Here is a 22,591-nt window from a genome sequence, read left to right on the forward strand (position 1 = left end):
GCGGCCCCCGTCTCGCCCCGGCGGGCGATGGGCTGGCCCACCGTCACCGCGTCGCCGGGGCCCACCAGGGGGGTGGAGGGGCCGTCGGCGCACATGACCAGCGGGATGATGATCTCCGGCGGCGTCTTAGACAGACGGGCCATAGGCTTGCGTCTGGTGATGCCTTTCCGGGTGGCGGGGTATACCCCGCCGAAAAATGAATGGGTCATAATGGATAGAACCTCGCTTTGGTATAATCAGAGGAATTTTTTCATAATTCAGCAATTTACATCATAATCCATGAAAAGCAGTCTGTCAACGGCATTATATCCAAAGAAAACAAAAAAGCTCCGTCCCCGGGGGGACGGAGCGGGCAAAAGATGCCGCTCACCTGCGCCCCGGCCGGGGCTCCGGCCTGCGCTGGATGCCCAGCCGGGCGGCGCAGGCGCTGATCTCGGCCCAGGGGGCCAGAAAGGTGCGGATGCCCAGCCGCCGGGCCACCTCTACCTTCCGGCGCAGGGTGTCCCCGTCGTCAAAGAGGACGAAGTGGGCCTCGTTTTCCCGGCTGGTATAGGTGAAGTACCGGGCGCACAGCTCCTGAGAGAAAAAGACGGAGGGGGCCAGCCGCTGGCGCAGCTCCTCCAGCTCCCGGTCGGACAGGGGCTGTCCGCTGCCGGTGGGGGAGGGCAGGCGGAAGTCCTCCGCCCGCTTTTCCAGGGCCAGCACTGTCCGGCTCTCCCCGAAACGGCCCAGGGCCTCCTCCAGCCGCTGCTGGAGGGAGCCCCCGGACAGGGCGGAGGAGATCATCACCCGGGCGTGGGGGGCCGCCGCCGACAGCCGCTCGGGGACATAGAGGGCCCAGCCCCGGCGGGCAAAGGGCTCATCCAGCCTGGCGGCGGTCTGCTCCAGTGGGGGCAGGCGGGATTCAAAGTCCAGAACAGCCCCGGAGAACCCCCGGAACTGACATTCCCGCAGCACCTCCTGACACAGCGGGCCGATGGAGCCCAGGGGATTGAAATCTCTGTCATCCACCACCATCAGCCCGCCTCTGGGCGGAGCGGGGCCCTCCGCCCGAAACAGATGGGGCCCTGGCCCCAGCCGGTAGGCCAGGTGGGCGGGGACGGCCTGCCAGCTCTGGAGGGCGGGCAGCTGTCTGGGCGGGAGCATAACGATAAAGGTGTCCTGGGTCATGGGAGTTCCCCCTTGTCCGAACTTTCAACCTGTGATATACTACGCTGTACACGATATGAAGCCGGACAGGGAAGTAGAACCCTGTAGAGCGCGGCGCCCCCGGCGCACCGTTTTTGGAAGCGGCGGACCGAGCCGTCCCGCCCTGCGCACGGACCGCCCGCACGCGACGAAAAGGAGAACGCCCCATGTCTTTATCACCCATACCCCGGGGAGTCTATCCCTCGATCACCCATATTTCCCCCAAAGCCTTGGCGGAGAAGGGGATACGCCTGGTGCTGGTCGACCTGGACAACACCCTGGCGCCCTATAGAAGCATTACCCCGACGGCGGAGGTCATCGCCTGGAAGGAAGCCCTGGAGGCGGAGGGCATCACCCTGTTTCTGCTGTCCAACAGCCGCAAGCCGGGCCGGGCCCAGCGGTTCGCCGAGCAGCTGGGCATTCCCTACCAGGGCCATTCGGGCAAGCCGAAGAGGGCGGGCTATCTCAGGGCCATGGAGCGCCTGGGCTGTATGCCCAGCCAGACTGTTATGGTGGGGGACCAGATTTTCACCGACACCCTGGGGGCCAACAACGCTGGAGTGATCCCCCTGCTGGTGGAGCCCATCCGGCTGGCGGGCAACCCGGGGCGGTACATCCGATACGCCGTCGAGACCCCCTTCCGTCTGCTGGGAAAGAGGAGGCCCTTTCTATGAGGGCGAAATTCGGCCCCGCGGGCAACTGCGACAGCTTTTCCAGAGTCCATAAATCCTCCCTGGCTGCCCCCGGGTGGATCGCGGACTTCGGCCTGGACTGCTACGAGTACCAGTGCGGCAAGGGGGTCCACGTGGGGAAGGAGACCGCCGTCAAGCTGGGGGAGAACGCCCGGGCGGCGGGGATTTCCCTGTCCCTCCACGCCCCCTACTTCATCAACTTGGCCAACCCTGACCCGGACAGCCTTCTAAAGGCCATCGGCTACATCACCGCCGGCTGTCAGGTGGCGGACTGGATGGGGGCGGGGCGGGTGGTGATTCACTCTGGGGCGCTGATGGGGCGCACCCGCCGGGAGGCGCTGGACACCGCCCAAAAATCTCTCCGGGAGGTAATCGCCGTCTGCGACGGACAGGGCTTTTCTCACATCGCCCTCTGTCCCGAGACCATGGGCAAGATCAACCAGCTGGGGGACCTGGACGAGGTGCTGGAGCTGTGCGCCCTGGACGAGCGGCTGGTCCCCTGCCTCGACTTCGGCCACCTCTACGCCCGCTCTCTGGGTGCGGATGACGGGGAAGGGGCCTTTTGCCGGATGCTGGACCGGGTGGCGGAGGTGCTGGGTCAGGACCGGGCCGGCACCTTTCACAGCCACTTCTCCCACATCGAGTTCACCCCCAAGGGCGGGGAGAAGTGCCACCGCACCTTTTCCGACGACGGAGGCTACGGCCCGGACTGGGCTCCCCTGGCGGCGGAGATCGCCCGCCGGGGCTGGTCGCCCACCTTCATCTGCGAATCCGCCGGCACCCAGGCGGAGGACGCCCTGACCATGAAACGGAGCTATGAGGCCCTTTTGCAGGGCACACAACCACAACAATCACAAGGGAGCAAAATATCATGAACCACATTAAAAAAATTGCCGCCAGACTGGCGGATTTTGGCCTGGATGCCATGATGATTACCAGCGAGTCTGGGGAGCGGTATGCTCTGGGCTTCCATGGGGAGGGCCTGTTGCTGGTGACAAAGGGTGGGGCGCAGTACACCACCGACGGCCGGTATATCGAGGCCGCCCGGGAGCAGGTGGAAGGGGCGGAGGTGTGCCTCACCACTCCGGACAAGGGGCATATGGCCTTCGCCAAGGAGTACATCGAGGGCGGAAAGCTCCACAACGTAGGCTTCGAGAGCGGCTCCATGACTGTGGACGCCCACAGGAGATACACCCAGGCCCTGCCTTGCGTCCTCACCCCCGCCCAGGACCTGCTGGACGGTCTGCGGGCCTCCAAGGACGAAGGGGAGCTGACCCTCATGCGCCGGGCTCAGGCCGTCACCGACGAGGCGTTCAAGGCCATTTTGAACTTCATCCGCCCGGGTATGACCGAGCGGGAGATTGCCGCCCGGCTGGTCTATGAGCTGCTCAGCCGGGGGGGCGACAGGGTGTCCTTCGACCCCATCGTGGCCGCAGGCCCCAACGGCTCCCGGCCCCACGCTGTCCCCGGGGACCAGATTGTGGACACGGGCATGTTTATCACCATGGACTTTGGCTGTAAGGTGGAGGGCTACTGCTCCGATATGACCCGCACCGTGGCCCTGGGCCAGCCCACCCAGGAGATGGAGGTGGTGTATGCCGCCGTTCTGGCCGCCCAGAAGGCGGGCATCAACGCAGCCCGGGCCGGGGTGGCCGGCCGGGAGATTGACGCCGCCGCCCGGAAGGTCCTCCAGGAGGCGGGGTACGGGGAGTACTTCTCCCACAGCTTCGGCCACTCCCTGGGGGTGGATATCCACGAATCTCCCAACGCCAGCTCCAAGGAGACCCGGCCCATGCCTGTGGGGGCGGTGATCTCCGCCGAGCCGGGGGTGTATATCCCCGGAAGGTTCGGCGTGCGCATCGAGGATGTGCTGATTTTGAACGAGACCGGCTGTGAGGACATCACCCGGTCCCCCAAGGATCTGATTGTTTTATAAGTCTGTAGGGGCGGATGATATCCGCCCCGGCATAAGGAGGGCCGAGCCCATGGACCCCAAAAAAACCTGCTGCTTCACCGGCCACCGGCCTGACAAGCTGCCCTGGGGGGAGGACGAGTCCGACCCCCGGTGTGTACGATTGAAGAGGGCCGTCACCCAGGCGGTGGAGGATGCCTATGTGGCCGGGAGCCGCCACTTTATTACCGGCATGGCCCGGGGGATCGACTTATACTGCGCCGAGGCGGTGCTGGCCCTGCGGGAGGCTGAGGAGGACATCACCCTGGAGTGCGCCCGGCCCTGCGAGACCCAGGCAGACAGCTGGCCGGCGGCGGAGCAGGCGCGCTACCAGTCCATCCTGGCCCGCTGTGACTTCGAGACCCTGGTCCAGCACGGCTATGACCGCTTCTGCATGATGCGCCGGAACCGATACATGGTGGACCGCTCCAGCCGGCTCATCGCGGTCTACAACGGCGTGCCCAAGGGGGGCACCGCCCAAACCTTGGCCTATGCCCTGAAAAAGGGGCTGGACACCGCGATCATCGACCTGGAGGACTTTTGCCAATGAACACGCTTATGCACATCTGCTGCGCCCCCTGTGCTAACCGGCCTATCGCCCGGCTGAGGGAGGAGGGGGTCTCCGTCACCGGCTTCTGGTTCAACCCCAACATCCACCCCTACACTGAGTATCAGGCCCGGAAGCGCACCCTGGAGGAGTACTCCAGGGAGATCGGCATGAAGCTGGTCATCGGCGGGACCTACGACCTGCGGCCCTTTATCACCGCCGTGGCCGGGGACATTGACGGCCGGTGCGCCTACTGCTACCGGGTGCGGATGGAGAAAACCGCCCAATACGCCGCCGGGAACGGGTTTGACAGCTTTACCACCTCCCTGCTCATCTCTCCCTACCAGCGCCACGAGGCCATTGCCGCCATCGCCCGGGAGATGGGGGAGAAATACGGAGTGGAATTTCTCTACCGGGACTTCCGCCCCCTGTTTCAGGAGGGCCAGCAGTTCGCCCGGGACCACGGCTTCTACATGCAAAAGTACTGCGGCTGTATCTTCAGCGAGGAGGACCGCTACATGGCCGCCAAGCGGAAGAAAAAGGCCCAGGCAGGAGGGCTCCAGCAATGAACATGGCTGAGGCGCTGTATATCCTAGAAGAGGAGCAGCTGCGGTTCTACAACTGGTTTGGTGAGCATAAGATAAGGCCTTGCGAGGTCATGATAGACTACGACGGTACGCGCTGGATCGTCTGCGCGGCGGACGAACGGGCCTGTATTGTAAAGACCTCCCGCCGTTTCTTCGACCAAGAGGACGAGGCCCTGGACTGTTTTATCCGGTTAGTACGACTGGAAAAGGCCCAGATACAACAAAAGCACCCCTGACGGGGTGCTTTTACTTTTATATCTCAGGCCAAAGCCTTCTTGGCGGTATCGGTGAGCTGGGTGAAGGCGGCCTTGTCGTTGACGGCCAGCTCGGCCAGCATCTTGCGGTTGATGACAATGCCGGACTTTTTCAGCCCATTCATAAAGGTGGAGTAGTTCATGCCGTTCATTTTGCAGGCGGCGTTGATCCGTGTGATCCACAGCTGACGGAAGTCGCGCTTTTTCAGCTTGCGACCGGTGTAGGCGTAAACGCCGGACTTCATCACGGCCTGATTGGCCATCTTAAAGTGCTTGGACTTGGAACCCCAGTAGCCCTTGGCCATTTTCAGGATTTTATTTCTTCTCTTGCGCGTCATCATCGCGCCCTTCACTCTTGCCATTGTTCAATACCCTCCCTCGTCTTACTTGTACAGGATCATGCGCTTGATGGCGGCCTCATTGGTCTTGTCGGCGTAGGTGGTGCCGCGCAGGGCCCGCTTCAGCTTAGTGGTCTTGCCGTGGCCGTTGAGCAGGTGACGCTTCTTGGTCATGGCACGCTTGACCTTGCCGGTCTTGGTGAGGGAGAAACGCTTTTTGGCGCCGCTGTGGGTCTTAATCTTGATTTTGTTCGCCATAACAGTTTGAACTCCTTTACTAGTACTTACTTTTTGTCCTTTACGGGTTTGGGGGATAGGAATATGGACATGTGCCGTCCCTCCAGCTTGGGGGACTTGTCCATAACAGCAATCTCGCCGCACTCCTCGGCGAATTTGAGCAGCAGCTCCTGGCCGATATTGGTGTGAGCCATCTCCCGGCCGCGGAAGCGGACGGTGATTTTGCAGCGGTTGCCTTCAGCCAGGAACTTCTGAGCGTTGCGCAGCTTCACGTTGAAGTCGTTCACGTCGATGCTGGGAGACATGCGGATCTCCTTGATCTCCACCACCCGCTGATTCTTGCGGGCTTCCTTCTCGCGCTTGGTCTGCTCGAACCGATATTTTCCATAATCCATGAGCTTACACACGGGAGGGACGGCGTTGGGGGAAATCTTGACCAAATCCAGACTCCGCTCCTCGGCCAGGCGCAGAGCCTCCTGAGAGGACATGATGCCCAGCTGCTCGCCGGACTCAGAGATCAGACGGACCTCCTTATCCCGGATTTCTTCATTGGTTTGATGACCTGTGTTAGCGATGGGAAGCACCTCCAGACAAAATAAAATGCGGGCCGCCGGCATGGCTCCCACATCACAGCAAAACAATGCCGGAACTCCGGCAGTGTATCTCCATGTTAACCCTTCGGCTCTGGCCTGGGGTGAGGACGGGGAACCGTACCTGCTTTCTTGTGCACTGGGCATTATAGCACCGGGAGAGGGGCTTGTCAAGGGGAAAATCCAAATATTTTTGTGTTCTGATTTACATAACAGCAAAACATAAAGCTTATGGGGAGCGGTTTTCCACAGTTTCCACAGCTTTGTCCACACTGTGGGTAACATAACACAATTTACCCCAGAGCAATATCCCGTGTGGCGTAGGCGTTCAGGTCCCAGCCGGCGGTGCGGTCGGCCTGAAACTCGTAAAAGCCCTGACAGCCGATCATGGCGGCGTTGTCGCCGCAGTACCGCAGCTCCGGGAGGAACAGCCGGTCCCCGCTGGCGGCGCAGGCGGCCTGGAGGTCGGCCCGGATGCGGCTGTTGGCGGCCACCCCCCCGGCCACGGCGATTTTTCCATACCCCTTTTCCCGGGCGGCGGCCATGGCCCGGGGGACCAGGGAATCGCTCACCGCCCTGCCGAAGCTGGCGGCGAAGGCGGGAAGGTCCAGGGCCTCGCCCTTCTGCTCGGCGTTGTGGATCAGGTTCAGACTGGCGGTTTTCAGCCCGGAGAAGGACATGTCCAGCTCCGCCCCGGACACGTGGGCCACGGGCAGGGGATACCGCCCGTCGTCCCCTCCCTGAGCCAGCTTGTCCATAGGCCCGCCCCCGGGGTAGCCGATGCCCAGCACCCGGGCCACCTTGTCGAAGCACTCCCCGGCGGCGTCGTCCCGGGTGCCGCCCAGCACGGACATCTCGGTGTAGGACCGCACGTCCACGATGGCGGTGGTCCCCCCGGAGACGCACAGGCAGACGAAGGGGGGCTCCAGGTCGGGGTGGGTGATGTAGTTGGCGGCGATGTGTCCCCGGACGTGGTGGACGGGGATGAGGGGCAGGCCCAGAGCCATGGCCGCGCCCTTGGCGAAGTTCACCCCCACCAGCACTGCCCCGATGAGCCCCGGGGCGTAGGTGACGGCCACGGCGTCCAGGTCGGCCCTGGTCAGCCCGGCGTCGGCAACGGCTCTGTCCGCCAGGCCGGAGACAGCCTCCACGTGCTTCCGGGAGGCGATTTCGGGCACTACCCCCCCGTAAATGGTGTGCATCTCGATCTGGGAGGACACGCAGCTGGACAGCACTGTCCGCCCGTCCCGCACCACGGCGGCGGCGGTGTCGTCGCAGGAGGATTCGATGGCTAAAATGTTCATAGAGACACCACTTTCAAGGAAAATGTTGTAGGGCGGGACGACCTCGGCCCGCCGTTTTATGAAAAATGTTCGATGCAACGGCGCGCCGAGGTCGTCGCGCCCTACGGTTTTTCTGAAAACTCCCGTGTCATGATGACGGCGTCCTCCCGGGGGTGCTGGTAGTAGCCGGGGCGCAGGCCGGCCTGGTGAAAACCGTGCTTCTCATACAGGGCGATGGCGGCGGTGTTGGACTTGCGCACCTCCAGGGTGAGGAAAGCCAGGTTCACCTCTCCGAACCGGCAGAACACGTCCAGCAGGGCGGAGGCCACCCCGTGCCGCCGGGCGTCGGGGGAGACGGCGATATTGTCGATATAGCCCTCGTCCAGCACGGCGTGGAGGCCGGCGTAGCCCAGGATGTTGCCCTCCTCCCCGTCCTCGGCCACGATAAAGCAGGCCTGGGGATCAAAGAGGGCGTCCTCCAGCATGTTCTCGGTCCAGGGCATGGAGAAGCACTCCCGTTCCAGGGCGGCGATCTGGGGGATATGGCTGCGGTCCATAGGGACAATTTCGTAATACATAAAAAGACTCCTTCAGAGGTATGTAGGGGCGGACAATGTCCGCCCGCTGTTTTTGTTCCGATCATTCCGGGCGCACAATGTGCGCCCCTACAGGATCCCAAACAACATAAATCCCACCGTATTGGTCCCCAGGTTGGCCCCCATGTGGACCAGCCAGGAGGGGAGGACGCTGCCCTCCCGGTCCAGCCAGTTAAAGAGCAGGCCGGCGGCGGTGAGCCCGGCCACCATCAGAACGATGAGAGCGGGGGAGCCCCAGCCGTCGGTAATGGAGACGTGGTACAGGGCGAAGGCCAGGGCAGAGAAGCCGTAAGCCAGCCTTTTGAATCCCGCCCGGTACAGGGCCAAAAAGGCGAAGCCCCGGAAGAAAAACTCCTCTATCAGAGAGTTGCAGAGGGTGATATAGGCGGCGGCCAGGGGAAAGGTCTCCCGTGTGATGCCCTCCTTGGCGGCCAGATTTTCCGGGATGGCAGACAGGTCCAGCCAGGGGGAGAGGAGCGCATAGCCCCCCAGGAGGAGCACCAGCACCCCCAGGGCCAGGGGAGCGGCCAGCCTCACAGCCCCGGCCTTTCGGAGGACACGGAAGGGCCTCCTGTCCCCGGACAGGAGCGTGTACAGCCCGGCGCAGCCCAGGAATACAGCGATTTTCAGGGCGGACTTCACCGGATAGACCGGGCGCAGCGCCCCTTCCACCCAGGCCATGATCCCGCAGCCTATCAGAACAAGGAGCATGACCCCATATGCGTTTCTTCTGCTTTTATCCATACTTATGATTTCTCCCTGAGTACAGCCGACAGTACGAGCAAAATCATTCCAATTACATATGTGTACCAATATAAAAAACTCCACATCACCAGGTACTCCCAAAATGATGTTCTGCCGCTGTCAAGCAGGCAGCTGACGAGGCAGAAGCCAAGAGCGGACAAAAACGGAGCGAGCCCTAACAGCAGCAGGCCCCTCCCGGCCCATTTCCTGCCTTTCATTCAGCTTACCCCCATAAGTACCCGTTTGGCCAGGCGTCCGAAGTGGCGGGCGGTGGTATAGACGGCGTAGCGGGTGGTTGTCTCCACCGGGTAGGAGTCCTCCCCCCACTCTCCGGCCCGGACAGGGGCGGGGCCCTCGTAGATCACATAGGGGGCCAGGCGGCGCTCCAGCGCCCGGACGGTAGGCCGGTCGGCCTCTGTCACCCCGGCCAGCTCGTACCGGGCCAGCAGCTTCTGGACGAAGGTGACGCAGGTGTAGGCCCGGGAGATGCTGGGCCGGAGATGGACCAGGGAGGCCAGGGCGGCGGGGGTGTTGTAGATGTACTCCTCCCGCTGGTTCCACAGCCGGTCCAGGCAGCTGTGGAGCCAGGTCAGCTGGGACTGGGACATCTCCACCCGGCAGATCTTCACCCGGGCGGCCCCGGCGAAGGACTGATAGCGCAGAATGGACTCGGCCACAAAGCCGCCGTAAAGGGGGATGGTCCGGTAGAGCCGGGCGAAGGTATACATCTTGCGGATATCCCGGCTGAGGGAGAGGGATACGTGGTTGTATCGGTTCCGGGTGGCCTTGCGGATGATGCTGCCCATCCCGGTGGGGGTGGCGGAAAAGACGATATAGACGGCGTTGTCCAAAGAAATCCCTCCTTAACGTGGCGTTGAGATAAGAAAACCTTTTGTAGGGGCGCATATTATGCGCCCGCGGGCGGCTGATAGCCGCCCCTACATGGATTCTTAAAATAACGCCCTTAATAGCGGGGGCGCTTTTTCCAGATGAACCAGCCCGCCCCGCTTCCAATCAGACCCAGAATACAGGGCAGCATGACCAGCATTCCCAGCAGATTTTCCCACTCATAGGCCTGGCTGAGATACCACCAGCTCCACAGGAAGCCCCCTCCGAACAGGACCAGCGGCGCGAACTGTAAGGGCCGCCAGGGGCATAGCTTGCACAGGGCCAGCTGCATCGCGCAGAAGGGCGCGGAGAGAAGCAGAAGGGTGGTGAGGGTGGAGCACAGCGAGAACACAGCGCTAATGAGCATGGCGGATGCCCTCCCTTCCATAGAGCTTCCAGCAGCCATATACCATCCAGGCCAGCACACACCCAGCCGCCGGGGCGATGGACAGGATCATCAGAAGGGCCCATCCCAAGGTATCATGGCCGATGGCAGTAAAAAAGTTGTAAGCAAACAACAGCACCGCACCCACGATCACAAGTGCGGGAATTGCGGCTACCCAGCACCGTATTTTTCGGCACAGCAGGAGCTGCAGACAGAACGCCGGGACGGCGTGAAAGCCCAGGGACATCCAAAAAAGAAAGCGGCGTGTAAACCAGATTTCGAAGTGACTTGGATTGAACTGGCCGAAGTCGTAGGTGATATAGGTATAGGCGATAGCCGCGTAAGCGGGCAGGGACAGCAGAAAGACTGCCAGCAGAATTTTGTCGGTACGGTTTTTCATTGGATATCCCCCCTGCGATACATCTTCCGGAGGGCGTACACGATCCAGGCCAGGACACACCCCGCCGCCGGGGCGATGCACAAAAGCAGCAGAATACCCCAGCCCAAGGTGTCCCAGCCAGTGGCGGTGAAAAAGCCGTAGGTAAACAACAGCGCCGCGCCCACGATCACCAGCGCGGGAATTGCGGCCACCCGGCACCGCTTCCGGCGGCACAGCAGCAGCTGAAGACAGAACACCGGAACAGCGAAGAAGCCAAAGGCCAGGTAAGCGTACAATTCCTGAGCCCTATAGGGCAAGGTCCATGTTTCAACAAAGGGAATAATCTCCAGATAGGTGAGCACAAGGAAAATGTGGAGCGGCAGGGTCACGGCAAACACGGCCAGCAAAATTTTGTCGGTGCGGTTTTTCATTGGGATGACCTCCTATCCTGTAGGGGCGGACATTGTCCGCCCGTATGGCGGGTACGGCGTAGGGGCCGACGACCTCGGCGGCCCGTTTTCAGGTCATCTCCAGTGTATCAGAGGAAAGCCCTCCCTGCAAGCAAATCAGGATAGTCGGTCGTTTTTGAGGGATAGGTGGTCAAAATCTCTCGTCCCCCGCTGCGCGGGCAAGGCCCCCTTCGCAAGGGAGCTGTCAGCGAAGCTGATTGGGGGTTTCCTGAAAAAGGCTGTTGCATATTGATAGAGGAAACCCTCCGTCATTTGCTTCGCAAATGCCACCTCCCTTTGCGAAGGGAGGCTTTTTGCCTGCGGGCGGGACGGAGGTCAGTGCGCCTCCGCCCAGGTCTTCCCGGCGTGGGTCTCGGCCGAAAGGGGGACGGACAGGGAAGCGACCTGCTCCATCTCCTCCTCCACCAGCCGGCACACGGCCTCAGCCTCAGCCTCCGGGCACTCCACGATGAGCTCGTCGTGGACCTGGAGGACCAGTTTTCCGGTAAAGCCTTCGGCTTTGAGCCGGTCACGGACCCGGATCATGGCCAGCTTGATGATGTCGGCGGCGGTGCCCTGGATGGGGGCGTTGAGGGCCACCCGTTCCCCGAAGGAGCGGGTATTGAAGCTGGAGGATTTGATCTCGGGAATCCACCGCCGCCGCCCCCACAGGGTGGAGACGTACCCGGTCTGCCTGGCCTGCTCCACCACCCCGTCCATATAAGTCCTTACCCCGGCGTAATGGGCGAAGTAGCGGTCCATATAGGCCTTGGCCTCCTGGACCGTGACCCCGATGTCCTGGGACAGGGAGAAGGGGGAGATGCCGTAGACGATGCCGAAGTTCACCGCCTTGGCGGAACGGCGCATCTGGGGCTCCACCTCCTCCACCGGCACGCCAAAGACCTGGGAGGCGGTGATGGTGTGGATGTCCTCGCCGCTTTTGAAGCCGTCGATCATAGCCTGGTCGCCGGCCATGTGGGCCAGAAGGCGCAGCTCGATCTGGGAGTAGTCGGCGTCCACCAGCACCTTCCCGGCGGGGGCGGCGAACATCTTCCGCAGCTCGGCCCCCAGCTGGGTGCGGACAGGGATATTTTGTAAATTCGGCTCGGTGGAGCTGAGCCGCCCTGTGGCGGTGACGGTGTTCTGGAAGGAGGTGTGGATGCGCCCGTCCGGGCCGATCACCTTGCCCAGGCCGTCTGCATAGGTGGACTTCAGCTTGGTCAGCTGGCGGTACTCCAGAATGCTGTCAATGATAGGGTGCTGGCCCCGGAGCTTGTCCAGCACGTCGGCGTTGGTGGACCAGCCGCTCTTGGTCTTCTTCACCGGGGGCAGGCCCAGCTTGTCAAAGAGGATGTGTCCAAGCTGCTGGGTGGAGTTGATGTTGAAGGTGTCCTCCTCTGCCAGGGCGTAGATGGTCTTTTGAACCTCGTCAATCCGCCCGGACAGCATCTCACCAAACTGAGCCAGCGCCCCCCGGTCGATGAGGAAGCCCTCGGTCTCCATCTCCGCCAGCACCTGGCAGAGGGGCAGGTCCACGGTCTCATACAGCTCCCACATCCCCAGCTCCTTCAGCCGGGCGGATAGGGTCTCCCGCAGGGCGTCGATGAGGAGGCAGTGGCGCATCATGGCCTCGGCGGGGGCGGCGGGGTCGGAGAGAGGGCCAAAGGCCCCCTCCTCCAGATAGAGGCCGGGCTTGGGGAACTGCTGATTGTAGTAGGTGAGGCCCAGCTTGTCCGGCTCATAGCTGCCGTCGGTGGGGGCCAGGAGATAGGCGGCCACCTCGGTGTCAAAGACGAAGCCGCCGGGGGTGATCCCCTCCTCCAGCAGGGCCCGGCACAGGTTTTTCACCCCGTGGACCGCCTTTTTGATGGCGGGGTCGGAGAAGAGAACCCGAATCATTTCATTGTAATTTTCCAGCTTGTCCGCCCGCAGGAGGCTGGCGTTCCAAGAGTCGTCATTCAGGTGACAGGCCACGCATACCACGTCCAGAGAGGGCAGGACGGCAACGTGGACCACCTCCTTGATCCGCCACAGCTCCAGCAGGCTTTGGGCGTGCTCCGGAGTGATGTCCATCTCCAGGTAGCAGCCCCCCTCCAGAACGGCAGGGAGGTTCGATTTGACCGCCTGCTCCCCTTGGGGGGCGGTCAGGCCGTATTTGTCAATGAGCTTGGCAAACTCCAAGTCCAGAAAGAGCTGGTACAGCCTGTCGTTGTCCGGCTCCCGGCGCAGGTTGTCCTCGGGCTTAAAGTCGATGGGAGCGTCGGTGCGGATGGCAGCCAGGTCGTAGGACAGCAGGGCGCTCTCCTTGCCCTCCTCCAGCTTCTTAATGAGGCCGGGCTTGGCGTCTACATTGGGGGCGGAGCAGATGTCCGGCATGTGGTCATAGAGATGGGCGATGGTGTGGTACAGCTGGATGAGGGACATGGCGGTTTTTTCTCCCACTCCCTTCACGCCGGGGTAGTTGTCGGAGGAGTCCCCCATGAGGGCCTTCAGGTCGATGATGCTTTTCGGCTCGAAGCCGTACTCCTCCCGGAAGGACTCGGGGGTCACGTCCCGGGTGGTGGTCCTCCCCATGCGGGTGGATACCAGCTTGACAGTCGTTGCCTCCGTCACCAGCTGGAGGGAGTCCTTGTCCCCGGTGACGATGGCGGTCCCCCAGCCGGCCTCCTCGTCCAGCCGGGCGATGGTGCCCAGCAGGTCGTCGGCCTCCCATCCATCCAGCTCGTACATGGGCACGTTCATGGCCCCCAGCACGTCCTTCAAAAGGGGCATCTGGCTGGCCAGCTCCTCGGGCATCCCCTTGCGGTTGGCCTTGTAGTCCTGGTAGGCCTTGTGCCGGAAGGTGGGGGCGGAGCGGTCAAAGGTGACGCACAGGGCATCGGGCTTCTCCTCCTCCAGCAGCTTGTTCAGGATGTTGATAAAGCCGAAAATGGCGTTGGTGGGCTGGCCCTCCCGGGTGGTCAGGTTCTGGCTCACCCCATAAAAGGCCCGGTTGACGATGGAATTGCCGTCCAGGACCATCAGTTTCTTCATGGCGGAGTTCCTCCTTGGCTTCATTGTAAATCTCTGATTAAATAGTATACCAGCTTTCCCGCAGAAGAGCAAGGAAACACTTGCGGCACTTTTTTGACAGCAAGGCCGGGCGGATAAGCTGTACATAGTTTGGCGGGCCGGGTTGGAGGAGCAGGAGGGTAAACGACTTAAAATGGCCCTGCCTAATCTGAACCAGCTTCGGCTGATCGTTCAGATTGGACAGGGCTGTTTTTAATTTAGAAGCTGTACCAATAGCCTCAGCACCCAGCTTTGCGGCCAGAATTGCCGCTGGCCGCGTTGAAAAGTCTTGAAATACACAAAGTATTCCCGCGATTTTTCGCCTTGCCACCGGCAATTTTGCCTCACGAATCTGGATACTTCGGCTATTGGTACAGCTTCTTATGCTGATTGGAGCTTCGACCTCGTTTTCTAGGGCTTGTTTGAAAAATGTCAATATGCCCAAGAGGCGGGTCAGAAGGGAAAGCTCAGTCCGGCAACAGCCTGGATATTTTCCGAGGTCATGGCCTGCCAGGGGACGTCCAGCTCGGAGGCCCCGCCTATATAGGCGTTCAGCCACTTCTCATAGTCCGGGCCGTCCAGTTGGGTGGCGGCGACCTCCTGGCCGCCGAAGGTGATGAGGTAGATCATCCCGTCTCCGTCCTGGTCCACGCCGTCAGGGAAGGGGGAGCCCTCGAAATCCTCCGGGAAGGTGTCCTTGCTCCAGGCGTCCACATAGCCCGTCATCAGGTAGCCGTCGCCGCCCATGTCATATTGATAAAGCGCATAGGGCCAGAAGTCCTCCTGGGCGGACAGCCCGTGGTTGTGGGAGGCCTCCACCCGGATGATGCCGTTGTCATAAAAGGTCATGCCCACAAAGCCGGACAGCTCCAGATACAGCTTCCCGGAGGTCTCGTCGAAGCTGTAGATGCTGGTGGACATGCCCGCCATGGTGCTGTCCCCGTTGCGGTAGAGCAGCTCCTGATCCCCGTCGCCGTCCACGTCGAAGAGGGCGAAGTGGTTTTTCTCCATCTCGGCCCACTCGGGCACGTCTACCGGATCGCCGTTGGGGTAAATGTGGTCGCGGCAGATACCCTCCAGGGCGTCCCGGTAGGCCTTTTCCATAGCCGAGCCCTGGGCCTGAGAAGCGCCGGATTGGGAGGTCCCGCCGGGCTGGCTGGAGGAGGGCTGGCCGCCGGGGGAGAGGGGGGCTTGGCTGGGCGGCGTCATGCCAGCGGAGGAGCTGTCAACAGAGGAGGGCGGGAAGGAGGACAGACCGCCGGGCGCGCCACAGGCAATCAGGGCGAGAGCAAGCACCAGGGCATAGGCAAAAGCGATCAGAAGGCTGGATATGGTTCGGTCATTCATGGGAGAGGCTCCTTTCTTGGTTTCTACTTATCAATACACCTGAGAGGGGAAAAATGTCACAGGGGACAGGAGAATTTTTCTAAAATAATTTTGCTCCTTCTGTGACAAACAGGCCCCTTCAGGTGTATTCTTGGTGAAGGCCTTCAACGAAAAGAGCGTGAGAGACAAAATGACACAGACAGAGTTTACTGCCCTGGCGGAGAGGTATAAGGACACGGTGTACCGCATTGCCCTGAACTACTACGGCAGCCCCTATGACGCGGACGACACTGTTCAGGATGTGATGCTGAAGCTGTTTCAGCACAAGGAGCCCTTTGAGAGCGAGGAACACGTCCGGTACTGGCTGATTCGCGTGACCATCAACCAGTGCAGGAACGGCCTGCGCTGGGCGAGGCTCCGGCGGCACGAGAGCCTGGAGGATGTCCATGTCTCGGTGCAGTTTCAGCAGCCCGGGCAGAGCCGGGTCTATCAGGAGGTCATGGCGCTGCCTGAGCGGTATCGGACGGTACTCTATCTGTTCTACTATGAGGAGCTGAGCGTGAGCAAGATCGCCCTGCTCCTGGGGGTAAAGCCCACTGTGGTCACCACCCGCCTGTCCCGCGCCCGGCAGAAGCTGAAAACAAAATTGACGGAGGTATGGCAGAATGAGCAATAAAGATCTCTACAGGGAAGTGTTTTCCCAGGTCCATACGTCCGTCCGGATCAATGTGGAGGACTATCAGACTATGAAAAAGCAGCATTTTCCGGCCCGCACCTTTGTAGCCCTGGCGGCCATCGTCACCCTGCTGGCGGCCATGACGGCCACCGCCGTGGCCCTTAACATCTTCGGCCTGCGGGATTTGGCCTTTCCGGAGAGAACCTCTATCCAGGTGCCCCACGTGGACGAGGAGACCGGCGATATCAGCTATGAGGACAGGGTGGTGGACATGATCTCCCTCCAGGGCTATGGCGACACCCCGGAGAACCAGGCCTGCGCAGAGTGGGAGCAGTTCTACTATGAGTATACCGCCGGCCGCCGCTTCAGCAACGACATCTATGACGAGGGCGGAAAGTACAGCGAGTACCCCGTCTATGACGACACTATGGCCGCCAGGATGGACGAGATCGTGGACAAGTACGGCCTAAAGCTCCACCGGACCATGGAGGATGTCCCCGGCCGGGAGGCCTGGCTGGAGCGGTTCGGCCCCACCTTCCTGTCCGAGATGAACGTAGGCTTCTACGGCTACGCCTATGATGACGGAACCTGTGCCTTCGACGGCGAGGCCGAGCTGGGGTCCGATTACGGTGTGGTGAGCTATCAGTTCCGCTATACCCGGAAGGGGTATCTGGATGTGGTGGCCCTGAACGTGGGGGACCTGAGAGACTATCAGGAATGGGACTATCGGACCCAAAGCGGCGCGGCGGTGAAGCTGTCCCTGGGCCCCCACCGGAGCTTTATCTGGGCCGACCTGGAGGAGGGATTCCTGTTTGTCAACGTCCTCAACGGCACCCAGGGGGACGACACCTTCGCGGAGCTCCCCCTTGACCAGGCGGGCCTGGAGGCCCTGGCGAATCAATTTGATTTTACTGTGCTCTCCTGAGACAGGACCCCCAAAGGGCGGACGGCATTTGCCGTCCGCCCTTTTCCTGTGTTAAAATAGGAATGATAAGGGGAAAAGAGTTTTGCGACCGGAGCGGGAAAAACCGTACTGATAGAGTGAAAGCGCTTTTCAAATTTGAGAAGAAGGGACTTGAAATGGAAGACAGACAGATCATAGAGCTCTATTGGAACCGGGCCGAGGAGGCCATCCGGGAGACTGCGGTGAAGTACGGCCGGCTGTGCCAATACATCGCCCAAAATATCTTGTCCTGCGCGGAGGACAGCGAGGAGTGCGTCAACGACACCTGGCTGGGGCTGTGGAACGCCATCCCGCCCCAGCGGCCAGAGCGGTTTTCCGCCTTTGTGGGGCGGGTCGTCCGGAACCTGGCGCTGAAACGCTTCGACTACCTCACCGCCGCTAAGCGTAGCCCGGAGGCGGTCTGCTCCCTGGAGGAGCTGGAGGACTGCGTGTCGGGCCGGACCAGCGTGGAGGACGAGGTGGAAAACCGGCGGATCGAGGAGGCCATCGACAACTTTCTCTGGTCCCTGGGGGAGGAGAAACGGACGATCTTTATCCGCCGATACTGGTATTTCGACTCCATTGACCACATCTGCCTCCATACCGGTTATTCCCAGAGCAAGGTGAAATCCATGCTCTTCCGCACCCGCCAAAAGCTGCGGGAATTTTTAGAAAGTGAGGACATTGAGCTATGAATAAAAGACAACTTTCAGACCGCATCGGAAACATCGACGACCAGCTGGTGGAGGACGCCAAGTACCGCCAGCATAAAAAAACGGGCGGTTTCCGCCGTTTCCTGGCGGTGGCCGCAGTGGCGGCGATGATGCTGGCCAGCTTCACCGTGGGGGCCCTGGCCTTCAGCCGGGAGGTCCCGGTGGAGCAGGAGACGGTCGAGCTCTCGGGTACCGCCCTGACACTTATTATGCCGGACCAGTGGAAGGGACGGTATACACTGGAAAACAATGGAGAGGGCACCTACTCCTGCTACAGCAACTTGGTGCGGGAGAAAAACCGCCACGAGTGGAGCGACGCGGGGATGTTGTTCTATATCACCCTGTGGCCGGAACAACTGACCGAGGAGCAGGTAAACGACGGCGGCGAGTGGAATTACGCCGCGTGCCGCTATATCATGACGACAAAGGAGGGGACCTATCTCCTCTATAACGCCAGCGATGTCCAGTGGGACCCGGAAGACCCCGAGCAGGAAAAGGAATACCGCCAGATGGAGATGGAGGTCGGGCAGATCCGCTTTGTGGTGGACAATGTTTTGGATGATTAAAGCAAAAACCAGCCGCTGTTCATGAGAGCAGCGGCTGGTTTTTTATACTTTCCCGATATCGGTGCGGAAGTGCATGTCCTGGAAGGAGATGGGCTTTGCGGCGGCGTAGGCGGCGGCGATGGCCTCCTCCAGGGTGGCGCCGGTGGCGGTGACCCCCAGCACCCGGCCCCCGGCGGTGAGGACCTCCCCGCTGTCCGCCTTTTTGGTCCCCGCATGGAAAACGGTGGCCCCCAGGGCCTCCGCCTCCGTCAGCCCGGAGATGGGGTAGCCGCTCTGATACTTCACCGGGTAGCCCCCGGAGGCCAGCACCAGACAGCAGGCCGCGCCGGGCTTCCACCTGATGTCAACCTGATCCAGCGTGCCGTTTACGCAGGCCTGGAAGATGTCCAGCAGGTCAGTGTCCAGCATGGACAGGATGGGCTGGGTCTCCGGGTCGCCGAAGCGGGCGTTGTACTCCACCACCCTGGGGCCGTCTTTGGTTAACATAAGACCGAAATAGATGACCCCCTTGAAGGGCCGTCCCTCCGCCTTCAGGGCGGCGACGGTGGGCAGGAAGATCTCCTTCATACAGCGCTCCGCAATCTCGGGCGTGTACTTGGGGGAGGGGCAGAAGGCCCCCATGCCGCCGGTGTTGGGGCCCTGGTTGCCGTCGTACGCCCGCTTGTGGTCCTGGCTGGACAGCATGGGCGCCAGGTGCTCCCCATCGCAGAAGGCCAGCACCGTCACCTCCGGGCCCACCATACACTCCTCAATGACCACCGTGGAGCCCGATTCCCCGAATTTTTTGTCCTCCATCATCTCCCGGGCGGCCTGCGACGCCTCCTCCACCGTGGCGGCGACCACCACACCCTTGCCCAGGGCCAGACCGTCCGCCTTGACCACGATGGGCGCGCCCTGCTCCTGGATGTAAGCCAGCGCCTTGTCCAGGTCGGTGAAGGTCTCGTATTTGGCGGTAGGGATGTGGTATTTCTTCATCAGCTCTTTGGAAAAGGCCTTACTGGCCTCAATGATGGCGGCGCTGGCCCGGGGGCCGAAGGCGGGGATGCCCGCCGCCTCCAGGGCGTCCACCATCCCCAGGGCCAGGGGGTCGTCCGGAGCCACCATGACAAAGTCCATGGCGTTCTCCCTGGCCCACTGTACCATCCCGTCCACGTCGGTGGCCTTGATGGGCACGCACTTCGCCACCTGGGCGATGCCCCCGTTGCCCGGGGCGCAGTAGAGCTCCGTTACCTTGGGACTCTGGGCCAGCTTCCAGCAGATGGCGTGCTCCCGGCCGCCTCCGCCGACAACTAAAACTTTCATAAGGGTCCTCCTTTTACATACGTTCCACAGCGTCGATGCAGTGTCCGATCTCCCCGGCCAGTTTTTGCAGCTCGTCAAGATGGGCATAGGTGGTGGGGAAGAGGACATAGCTGTCGGTGTTGATGTTGATCGCGGCGACCCGTACCTCTTGGGACCTCCACTTTTCTGTCAGGACAGTACACCAGGCGGGGATGTCCTCATCCTCGTCAAACCAGCTCTCGTCCAGCTCCAGCCCCAAAGCCTGAAATCCCTTCAGATTCTGGAGAAAATAGGAGAAATCCTCCAGCTCGTCCTTCCAGTCCCGATCGCAGACCCAGCCACGCTCCTCCAGAATGTCCACCAGACCCAGCCACTGGACCTGGTCCAGATCGTCGGGGTCGTCCACGACGCCACGCTCCTCGTACCGCTCCTGATGGGCTGTAAACCAGCCGGCGGGATCTTCTGTACAGGCGGAGACATCCTTTAAGACTGCCTCGTCCCCGGATGAGATCAGCTTCGCAATTTCCAGCACATTCGGGCCAAAGGGTTTACCCTCCGCCTCCGGGGCGGATGGGGCCTCCGGAGCCGGGGCCTGTTTCTTAAAATGGTCAAAAATTCCCATTGCGGTTGTCCTCCTCAGAAAGAATACGTTCGCTACGCCTCCAGAAGCTGACGCAGTTCCGGGTATTGCGCGGCCAGCGGAGCCAACTTTTTTCGCTGGCTGCGGATGTATTTGGTGAATTCGATTCGCCTGTCTTCCGGGAACGCTTCCCCCGCCACGGTCCTCCGGGCGAAGTTGACCGCCGCCGCCCGCTTGCACAGGCTGTCAGGCAGCTGAGACAGAGGGACGCCGTCGGCCTGGAGGTCAGCCAGATTCTCACACCGCAGAAACAGGTGCCAGGGCAGCTGCGTTAAATTGGAGGGCAGCCGGACCCGCTCCAGGGCGGCGCATTCGTTGAAAATCTCGTGCTCCAGCTCAGTCACGCTCTCCGGAATGGTGATCTCTCCCAGGGCCTTACAGTGGCCGAAGGCCCCCAGCCCCAGCTTTTTCAGCCCCTCCGGGAGGGCGATATGGGCAAGGCGGACGCAGTTGGAAAAGGCGATCCGGCCGATCTCCTCCAAGCCCTCCGGGAGGGACAGCTCCGTCAAATTCGGACAGTTGAGGAAGGCGGCCTCGCCGATTTTTTTCAGTCCTTCAGGGAGAGTAACGCTGGCCAGACTGTGACAGCCGCAGAAAAGCCCGTGGCTGAGCTCAGTAATCCCCTTCGGGATGGTGATTTCCGTCAGGTCGGCGCAGTCCTCAAAGGCGCCCCGCCTGATCTGGACCAGCGAGCCTGGCAGAACGACGCCGGCCAGCCGTTCACATTGGGCGAAGGCGTTGGGGCCGATGGCGGTCACCCCCTCCGGGATGGTGACCTGGGTCAGGTGGTCACAGCCGGAAAACAGGCGCTGGCTGATAGAGGTGATGCCCTTCGGAAGGGTGACGCCGGTCAGAGCGGTACAGCGCCAAAAGGCCCCGATGTCCAGCTGCTTGATTCCCTGGGGCAGGTCGATGCGGATCAGGCTGGTGCAGCCGCCAAAGGCCTGATAGCCGATTTCGGTGACGCTCTCCGGCAGGGTGATACGCTCCGGCCCCGCGCCGGCGAAGGCCTCCCTGCCGATTTTCGTCACCCCCTCAGGAACGGTGACAAGCCCGCCGTACCCCCTGTACGCCAACAGGACTCCGTCCTGAATGACAAAATCCTCCGGTGACGTCATGGCCGCGCGCTCAGTGGTGGAACAGCCGCATCCCGGTGAAGGCCATGACCATGCCGAATTTGTCGGCGGTCTCGATGACCTGGTCGTCCCGGATGGAGCCGCCGGGCTGGGCGATATATTTTACCCCCGACTGCTGGGCCCGCTCCACGTTGTCCCCGAAGGGGAAGAAGGCGTCAGAGCCCAGGGTCACACCGGTGAGCTTGGCGATCCACTCCGCCTTCTCCTGGGCGGTGAGGCCGTCGGCGATGAAGGCGTCGATGGCGTTGTCCCGGTCGGGGCGGCGGACGTTCTCCGGGAAGGTCATGCCCAGCACCTTGGGGTGCTGCCGCAGCCACCAGATATCTGCCTTGTTTCCCGCCAGGCGGGTGCAGTGGATGCGGCTCTGCTGGCCGGCCCCTACGCCCAGAGTCTGGCCGTCCTTCACATAGCACACCGAGTTGGACTGGGTGTATTTCAGCGTGATAAGGGCCAGCAGCATGTCGTGCCTGGCCTGCAGGGGCAGGTCCTTGTTTTTGGTGACAATGTTTTTCAGCATGTCCTCGCTGATGGGCAGGTCGTTGTAGCCTTGCTCGAAGGTGATGCCGAAGATGTTCCGCCGTTCGATGGGGGCGGGAGTGTAGTCCGGGTCGATTTTCACCACGTTGTAGCCGCCCTTGCGCTTGGTTTTCAGAATCTCCAGGGCTTCGGCGGTGTAGTCCGGGGCGATGACGCCGTCGGACACCTCCAGAGCCAGGAAGCGGGCGGTGTCAGCGTCGCAGGTGTCGCTCAGAGCCGCCCAGTCCCCGAAGGAGCACAGACGATCCGCTCCCCGGGCCCGGATATAGGCGCAGGCGATGGGGGAGAGGCCGCCCTCCGGAGCGAAGTACATCTGCCGCTCCACATCGCTGAGGGGCAGGCCCAGAGCCGCCCCGGCGGGGGAGACGTGCTTGAAGGAGGCGGCGGCGGGCAGGCCGGTGGCCTGTTTCAGTGCCTTCACCAGCTGCCAGGAGTTGAGGGCGTCCATGAAGTTGATATACCCCGGCTTGCCGTTGAGCACCTCCAGGGGTAGCTCGCCATTCTCCATGAAGATGCGGGCGGGCTTTTGGTTGGGGTTGCAGCCGTATTTCAGTTCCAGTTCGGTCATGTTGCGCGCTCCTTTCGGTTGTGTGTAGGGGCGCACATTGTGCGCC

The 22,591-nt window shown here is 61.7% G+C and carries 27 protein-coding genes and 1 pseudogene; 10 read left to right on the forward strand and 18 right to left on the reverse strand.

What is annotated here, in order from left to right:
• Together D1641_RS10640 and D1641_RS10645 are read right to left on the reverse strand one after the other, a co-directional pair.
• Positions 1-209 (reverse strand): annotated as a pseudogene (locus D1641_RS10640) (electron transport complex subunit RsxC); the annotation flags it as partial.
• A 157-nt stretch (positions 210-366) separates the two neighbouring features.
• Positions 367-1,170 (reverse strand): hypothetical protein, encoded by an 804-nt coding sequence (locus D1641_RS10645; RefSeq protein ID WP_160665482.1) that lies wholly within the window; start codon positions 1,168-1,170, stop codon positions 367-369.
• Positions 1,171-1,355: 185 nt separating this feature from the next.
• Here D1641_RS10645 and D1641_RS10650 point away from each other — a divergent pair, with 185 nt between their 5' ends.
• Genes D1641_RS10650 through D1641_RS10675 form a run of 6 tightly spaced genes read left to right on the forward strand, consistent with a single transcriptional unit; the run spans position 1,356 to position 5,201 of the window.
• Complete coding sequence (locus D1641_RS10650) at positions 1,356-1,862, forward strand: YqeG family HAD IIIA-type phosphatase (protein WP_160665483.1); 507 nt, start codon at positions 1,356-1,358, stop codon at positions 1,860-1,862.
• A complete protein-coding gene (locus D1641_RS10655; protein ID WP_160665485.1) occupies positions 1,859-2,755 on the forward strand; it encodes a TIM barrel protein in 897 nt (298 codons plus the stop codon). Before D1641_RS10650 ends, D1641_RS10655 begins: the two co-directional genes overlap by 4 nt.
• Positions 2,752-3,816, forward strand: a complete 1,065-nt coding sequence (locus tag D1641_RS10660) for an aminopeptidase P family protein (RefSeq protein ID WP_160665487.1) — start codon at positions 2,752-2,754, stop codon at positions 3,814-3,816. Before D1641_RS10655 ends, D1641_RS10660 begins: the two co-directional genes overlap by 4 nt.
• 49 nt (positions 3,817-3,865) lie before the next feature.
• Positions 3,866-4,381 carry an SLOG family protein gene (locus D1641_RS10665; protein WP_160665489.1) on the forward strand — a complete coding sequence of 172 codons (516 nt, stop codon included), beginning with the start codon at positions 3,866-3,868 and terminating at the stop codon, positions 4,379-4,381.
• Positions 4,378-4,947: an epoxyqueuosine reductase QueH gene (locus D1641_RS10670; protein ID WP_201757332.1), complete on the forward strand. Its 570-nt coding sequence runs from the start codon at positions 4,378-4,380 to the stop codon at positions 4,945-4,947. Before D1641_RS10665 ends, D1641_RS10670 begins: the two co-directional genes overlap by 4 nt.
• Entirely contained in the window at positions 4,944-5,201 is a 258-nt protein-coding gene (locus tag D1641_RS10675; RefSeq protein WP_160665492.1) for a hypothetical protein, read from the forward strand. The genes D1641_RS10670 and D1641_RS10675 overlap by 4 nt, the downstream gene beginning before the upstream one ends.
• Before the next feature lie 23 nt (positions 5,202-5,224).
• On the opposite strand, the gene rplT is transcribed toward D1641_RS10675, so the two are convergent.
• The 12 genes from rplT to D1641_RS10735 all read right to left on the reverse strand — a co-directional run bounded on the left by rplT (position 5,225) and on the right by D1641_RS10735 (position 15,506).
• The gene (gene rplT, locus D1641_RS10680) at positions 5,225-5,581 is read right to left on the reverse strand and encodes a 50S ribosomal protein L20 (protein WP_160665494.1); all 357 of its coding nucleotides are present in this window, start codon (positions 5,579-5,581) and stop codon (positions 5,225-5,227) included.
• 21 nt (positions 5,582-5,602) lie between these two features.
• Positions 5,603-5,815, reverse strand: coding sequence for a 50S ribosomal protein L35 (rpmI, locus tag D1641_RS10685; protein WP_160665496.1), 213 nt, complete (start codon positions 5,813-5,815; stop codon positions 5,603-5,605).
• Between the two features lie 26 nt (positions 5,816-5,841).
• Positions 5,842-6,411: a translation initiation factor IF-3 gene (infC, locus tag D1641_RS10690; protein WP_160665559.1), complete on the reverse strand. Its 570-nt coding sequence runs from the start codon at positions 6,409-6,411 to the stop codon at positions 5,842-5,844.
• Between the two features lie 266 nt (positions 6,412-6,677).
• Complete coding sequence (gene tsaD / locus D1641_RS10695) at positions 6,678-7,688, reverse strand: tRNA (adenosine(37)-N6)-threonylcarbamoyltransferase complex transferase subunit TsaD (RefSeq protein ID WP_160665498.1); 1,011 nt, start codon at positions 7,686-7,688, stop codon at positions 6,678-6,680.
• A 101-nt stretch (positions 7,689-7,789) separates the two neighbouring features.
• The gene (gene rimI, locus D1641_RS10700) at positions 7,790-8,245 is read right to left on the reverse strand and encodes a ribosomal protein S18-alanine N-acetyltransferase (protein WP_160665500.1); all 456 of its coding nucleotides are present in this window, start codon (positions 8,243-8,245) and stop codon (positions 7,790-7,792) included.
• A gap of 87 nt (positions 8,246-8,332) precedes the next feature.
• Positions 8,333-9,007 (reverse strand): CPBP family intramembrane glutamic endopeptidase, encoded by a 675-nt coding sequence (locus tag D1641_RS10705; RefSeq protein ID WP_160665502.1) that lies wholly within the window; start codon positions 9,005-9,007, stop codon positions 8,333-8,335.
• A gap of 218 nt (positions 9,008-9,225) precedes the next feature.
• Positions 9,226-9,858 carry a hypothetical protein gene (locus tag D1641_RS10710; protein WP_160665504.1) on the reverse strand — a complete coding sequence of 211 codons (633 nt, stop codon included), beginning with the start codon at positions 9,856-9,858 and terminating at the stop codon, positions 9,226-9,228.
• A gap of 113 nt (positions 9,859-9,971) precedes the next feature.
• Complete coding sequence (locus D1641_RS10715; RefSeq protein WP_160665506.1) at positions 9,972-10,262, reverse strand: hypothetical protein; 291 nt, start codon at positions 10,260-10,262, stop codon at positions 9,972-9,974.
• Complete coding sequence (locus D1641_RS10720) at positions 10,252-10,680, reverse strand: hypothetical protein (RefSeq protein WP_160665508.1); 429 nt, start codon at positions 10,678-10,680, stop codon at positions 10,252-10,254. Before D1641_RS10720 ends, D1641_RS10715 begins: the two co-directional genes overlap by 11 nt.
• The gene (locus D1641_RS10725; RefSeq protein WP_160665510.1) at positions 10,677-11,090 is read right to left on the reverse strand and encodes a hypothetical protein; all 414 of its coding nucleotides are present in this window, start codon (positions 11,088-11,090) and stop codon (positions 10,677-10,679) included. The genes D1641_RS10720 and D1641_RS10725 overlap by 4 nt, the downstream gene beginning before the upstream one ends.
• A 354-nt stretch (positions 11,091-11,444) precedes the next feature.
• The gene (gene polA / locus D1641_RS10730; RefSeq protein WP_160665512.1) at positions 11,445-14,141 is read right to left on the reverse strand and encodes a DNA polymerase I; all 2,697 of its coding nucleotides are present in this window, start codon (positions 14,139-14,141) and stop codon (positions 11,445-11,447) included.
• Between the two features lie 471 nt (positions 14,142-14,612).
• On the reverse strand, positions 14,613-15,506 hold the full coding sequence (locus D1641_RS10735) for a hypothetical protein (RefSeq protein ID WP_160665514.1): 894 nt from the start codon (positions 15,504-15,506) through the stop codon (positions 14,613-14,615).
• Positions 15,507-15,675: 169 nt separating this feature from the next.
• On the opposite strand from D1641_RS10735, the gene D1641_RS10740 reads away from it, so the two are divergent.
• From D1641_RS10740 to D1641_RS10755, 4 genes are all read left to right on the forward strand, one after another.
• Entirely contained in the window at positions 15,676-16,161 is a 486-nt protein-coding gene (locus D1641_RS10740) for a sigma-70 family RNA polymerase sigma factor (protein WP_160665516.1), read from the forward strand.
• Positions 16,151-17,086: a hypothetical protein gene (locus D1641_RS10745; protein ID WP_160665518.1), complete on the forward strand. Its 936-nt coding sequence runs from the start codon at positions 16,151-16,153 to the stop codon at positions 17,084-17,086. The genes D1641_RS10740 and D1641_RS10745 overlap by 11 nt, the downstream gene beginning before the upstream one ends.
• A 155-nt stretch (positions 17,087-17,241) precedes the next feature.
• Entirely contained in the window at positions 17,242-17,799 is a 558-nt protein-coding gene (locus D1641_RS10750) for a sigma-70 family RNA polymerase sigma factor (protein ID WP_160665519.1), read from the forward strand.
• A complete protein-coding gene (locus D1641_RS10755; RefSeq protein WP_160665521.1) occupies positions 17,796-18,383 on the forward strand; it encodes a hypothetical protein in 588 nt (195 codons plus the stop codon). Before D1641_RS10750 ends, D1641_RS10755 begins: the two co-directional genes overlap by 4 nt.
• A 42-nt stretch (positions 18,384-18,425) precedes the next feature.
• On the opposite strand, the gene purD is transcribed toward D1641_RS10755, so the two are convergent.
• From purD to D1641_RS10775, 4 genes are read right to left on the reverse strand one after another with little or no spacing between them, the layout of a single operon-like run.
• Positions 18,426-19,685: a phosphoribosylamine--glycine ligase gene (gene purD, locus D1641_RS10760; RefSeq protein WP_160665523.1), complete on the reverse strand. Its 1,260-nt coding sequence runs from the start codon at positions 19,683-19,685 to the stop codon at positions 18,426-18,428.
• A gap of 13 nt (positions 19,686-19,698) precedes the next feature.
• Positions 19,699-20,286, reverse strand: a complete 588-nt coding sequence (locus tag D1641_RS10765) for a DUF6630 family protein (protein WP_160665525.1) — start codon at positions 20,284-20,286, stop codon at positions 19,699-19,701.
• A 32-nt stretch (positions 20,287-20,318) separates the two neighbouring features.
• Complete coding sequence (locus D1641_RS10770; RefSeq protein WP_160665527.1) at positions 20,319-21,380, reverse strand: leucine-rich repeat domain-containing protein; 1,062 nt, start codon at positions 21,378-21,380, stop codon at positions 20,319-20,321.
• Between the two features lie 52 nt (positions 21,381-21,432).
• Entirely contained in the window at positions 21,433-22,545 is a 1,113-nt protein-coding gene (locus tag D1641_RS10775; RefSeq protein WP_160665529.1) for a phosphoribosylaminoimidazolecarboxamide formyltransferase, read from the reverse strand.
• Positions 22,546-22,591: the final 46 nt, after the last annotated feature.

Source organism: Colidextribacter sp. OB.20, from assembly GCF_009911595.1.
GTDB lineage: Bacteria > Bacillota > Clostridia > Oscillospirales > Oscillospiraceae > Lawsonibacter.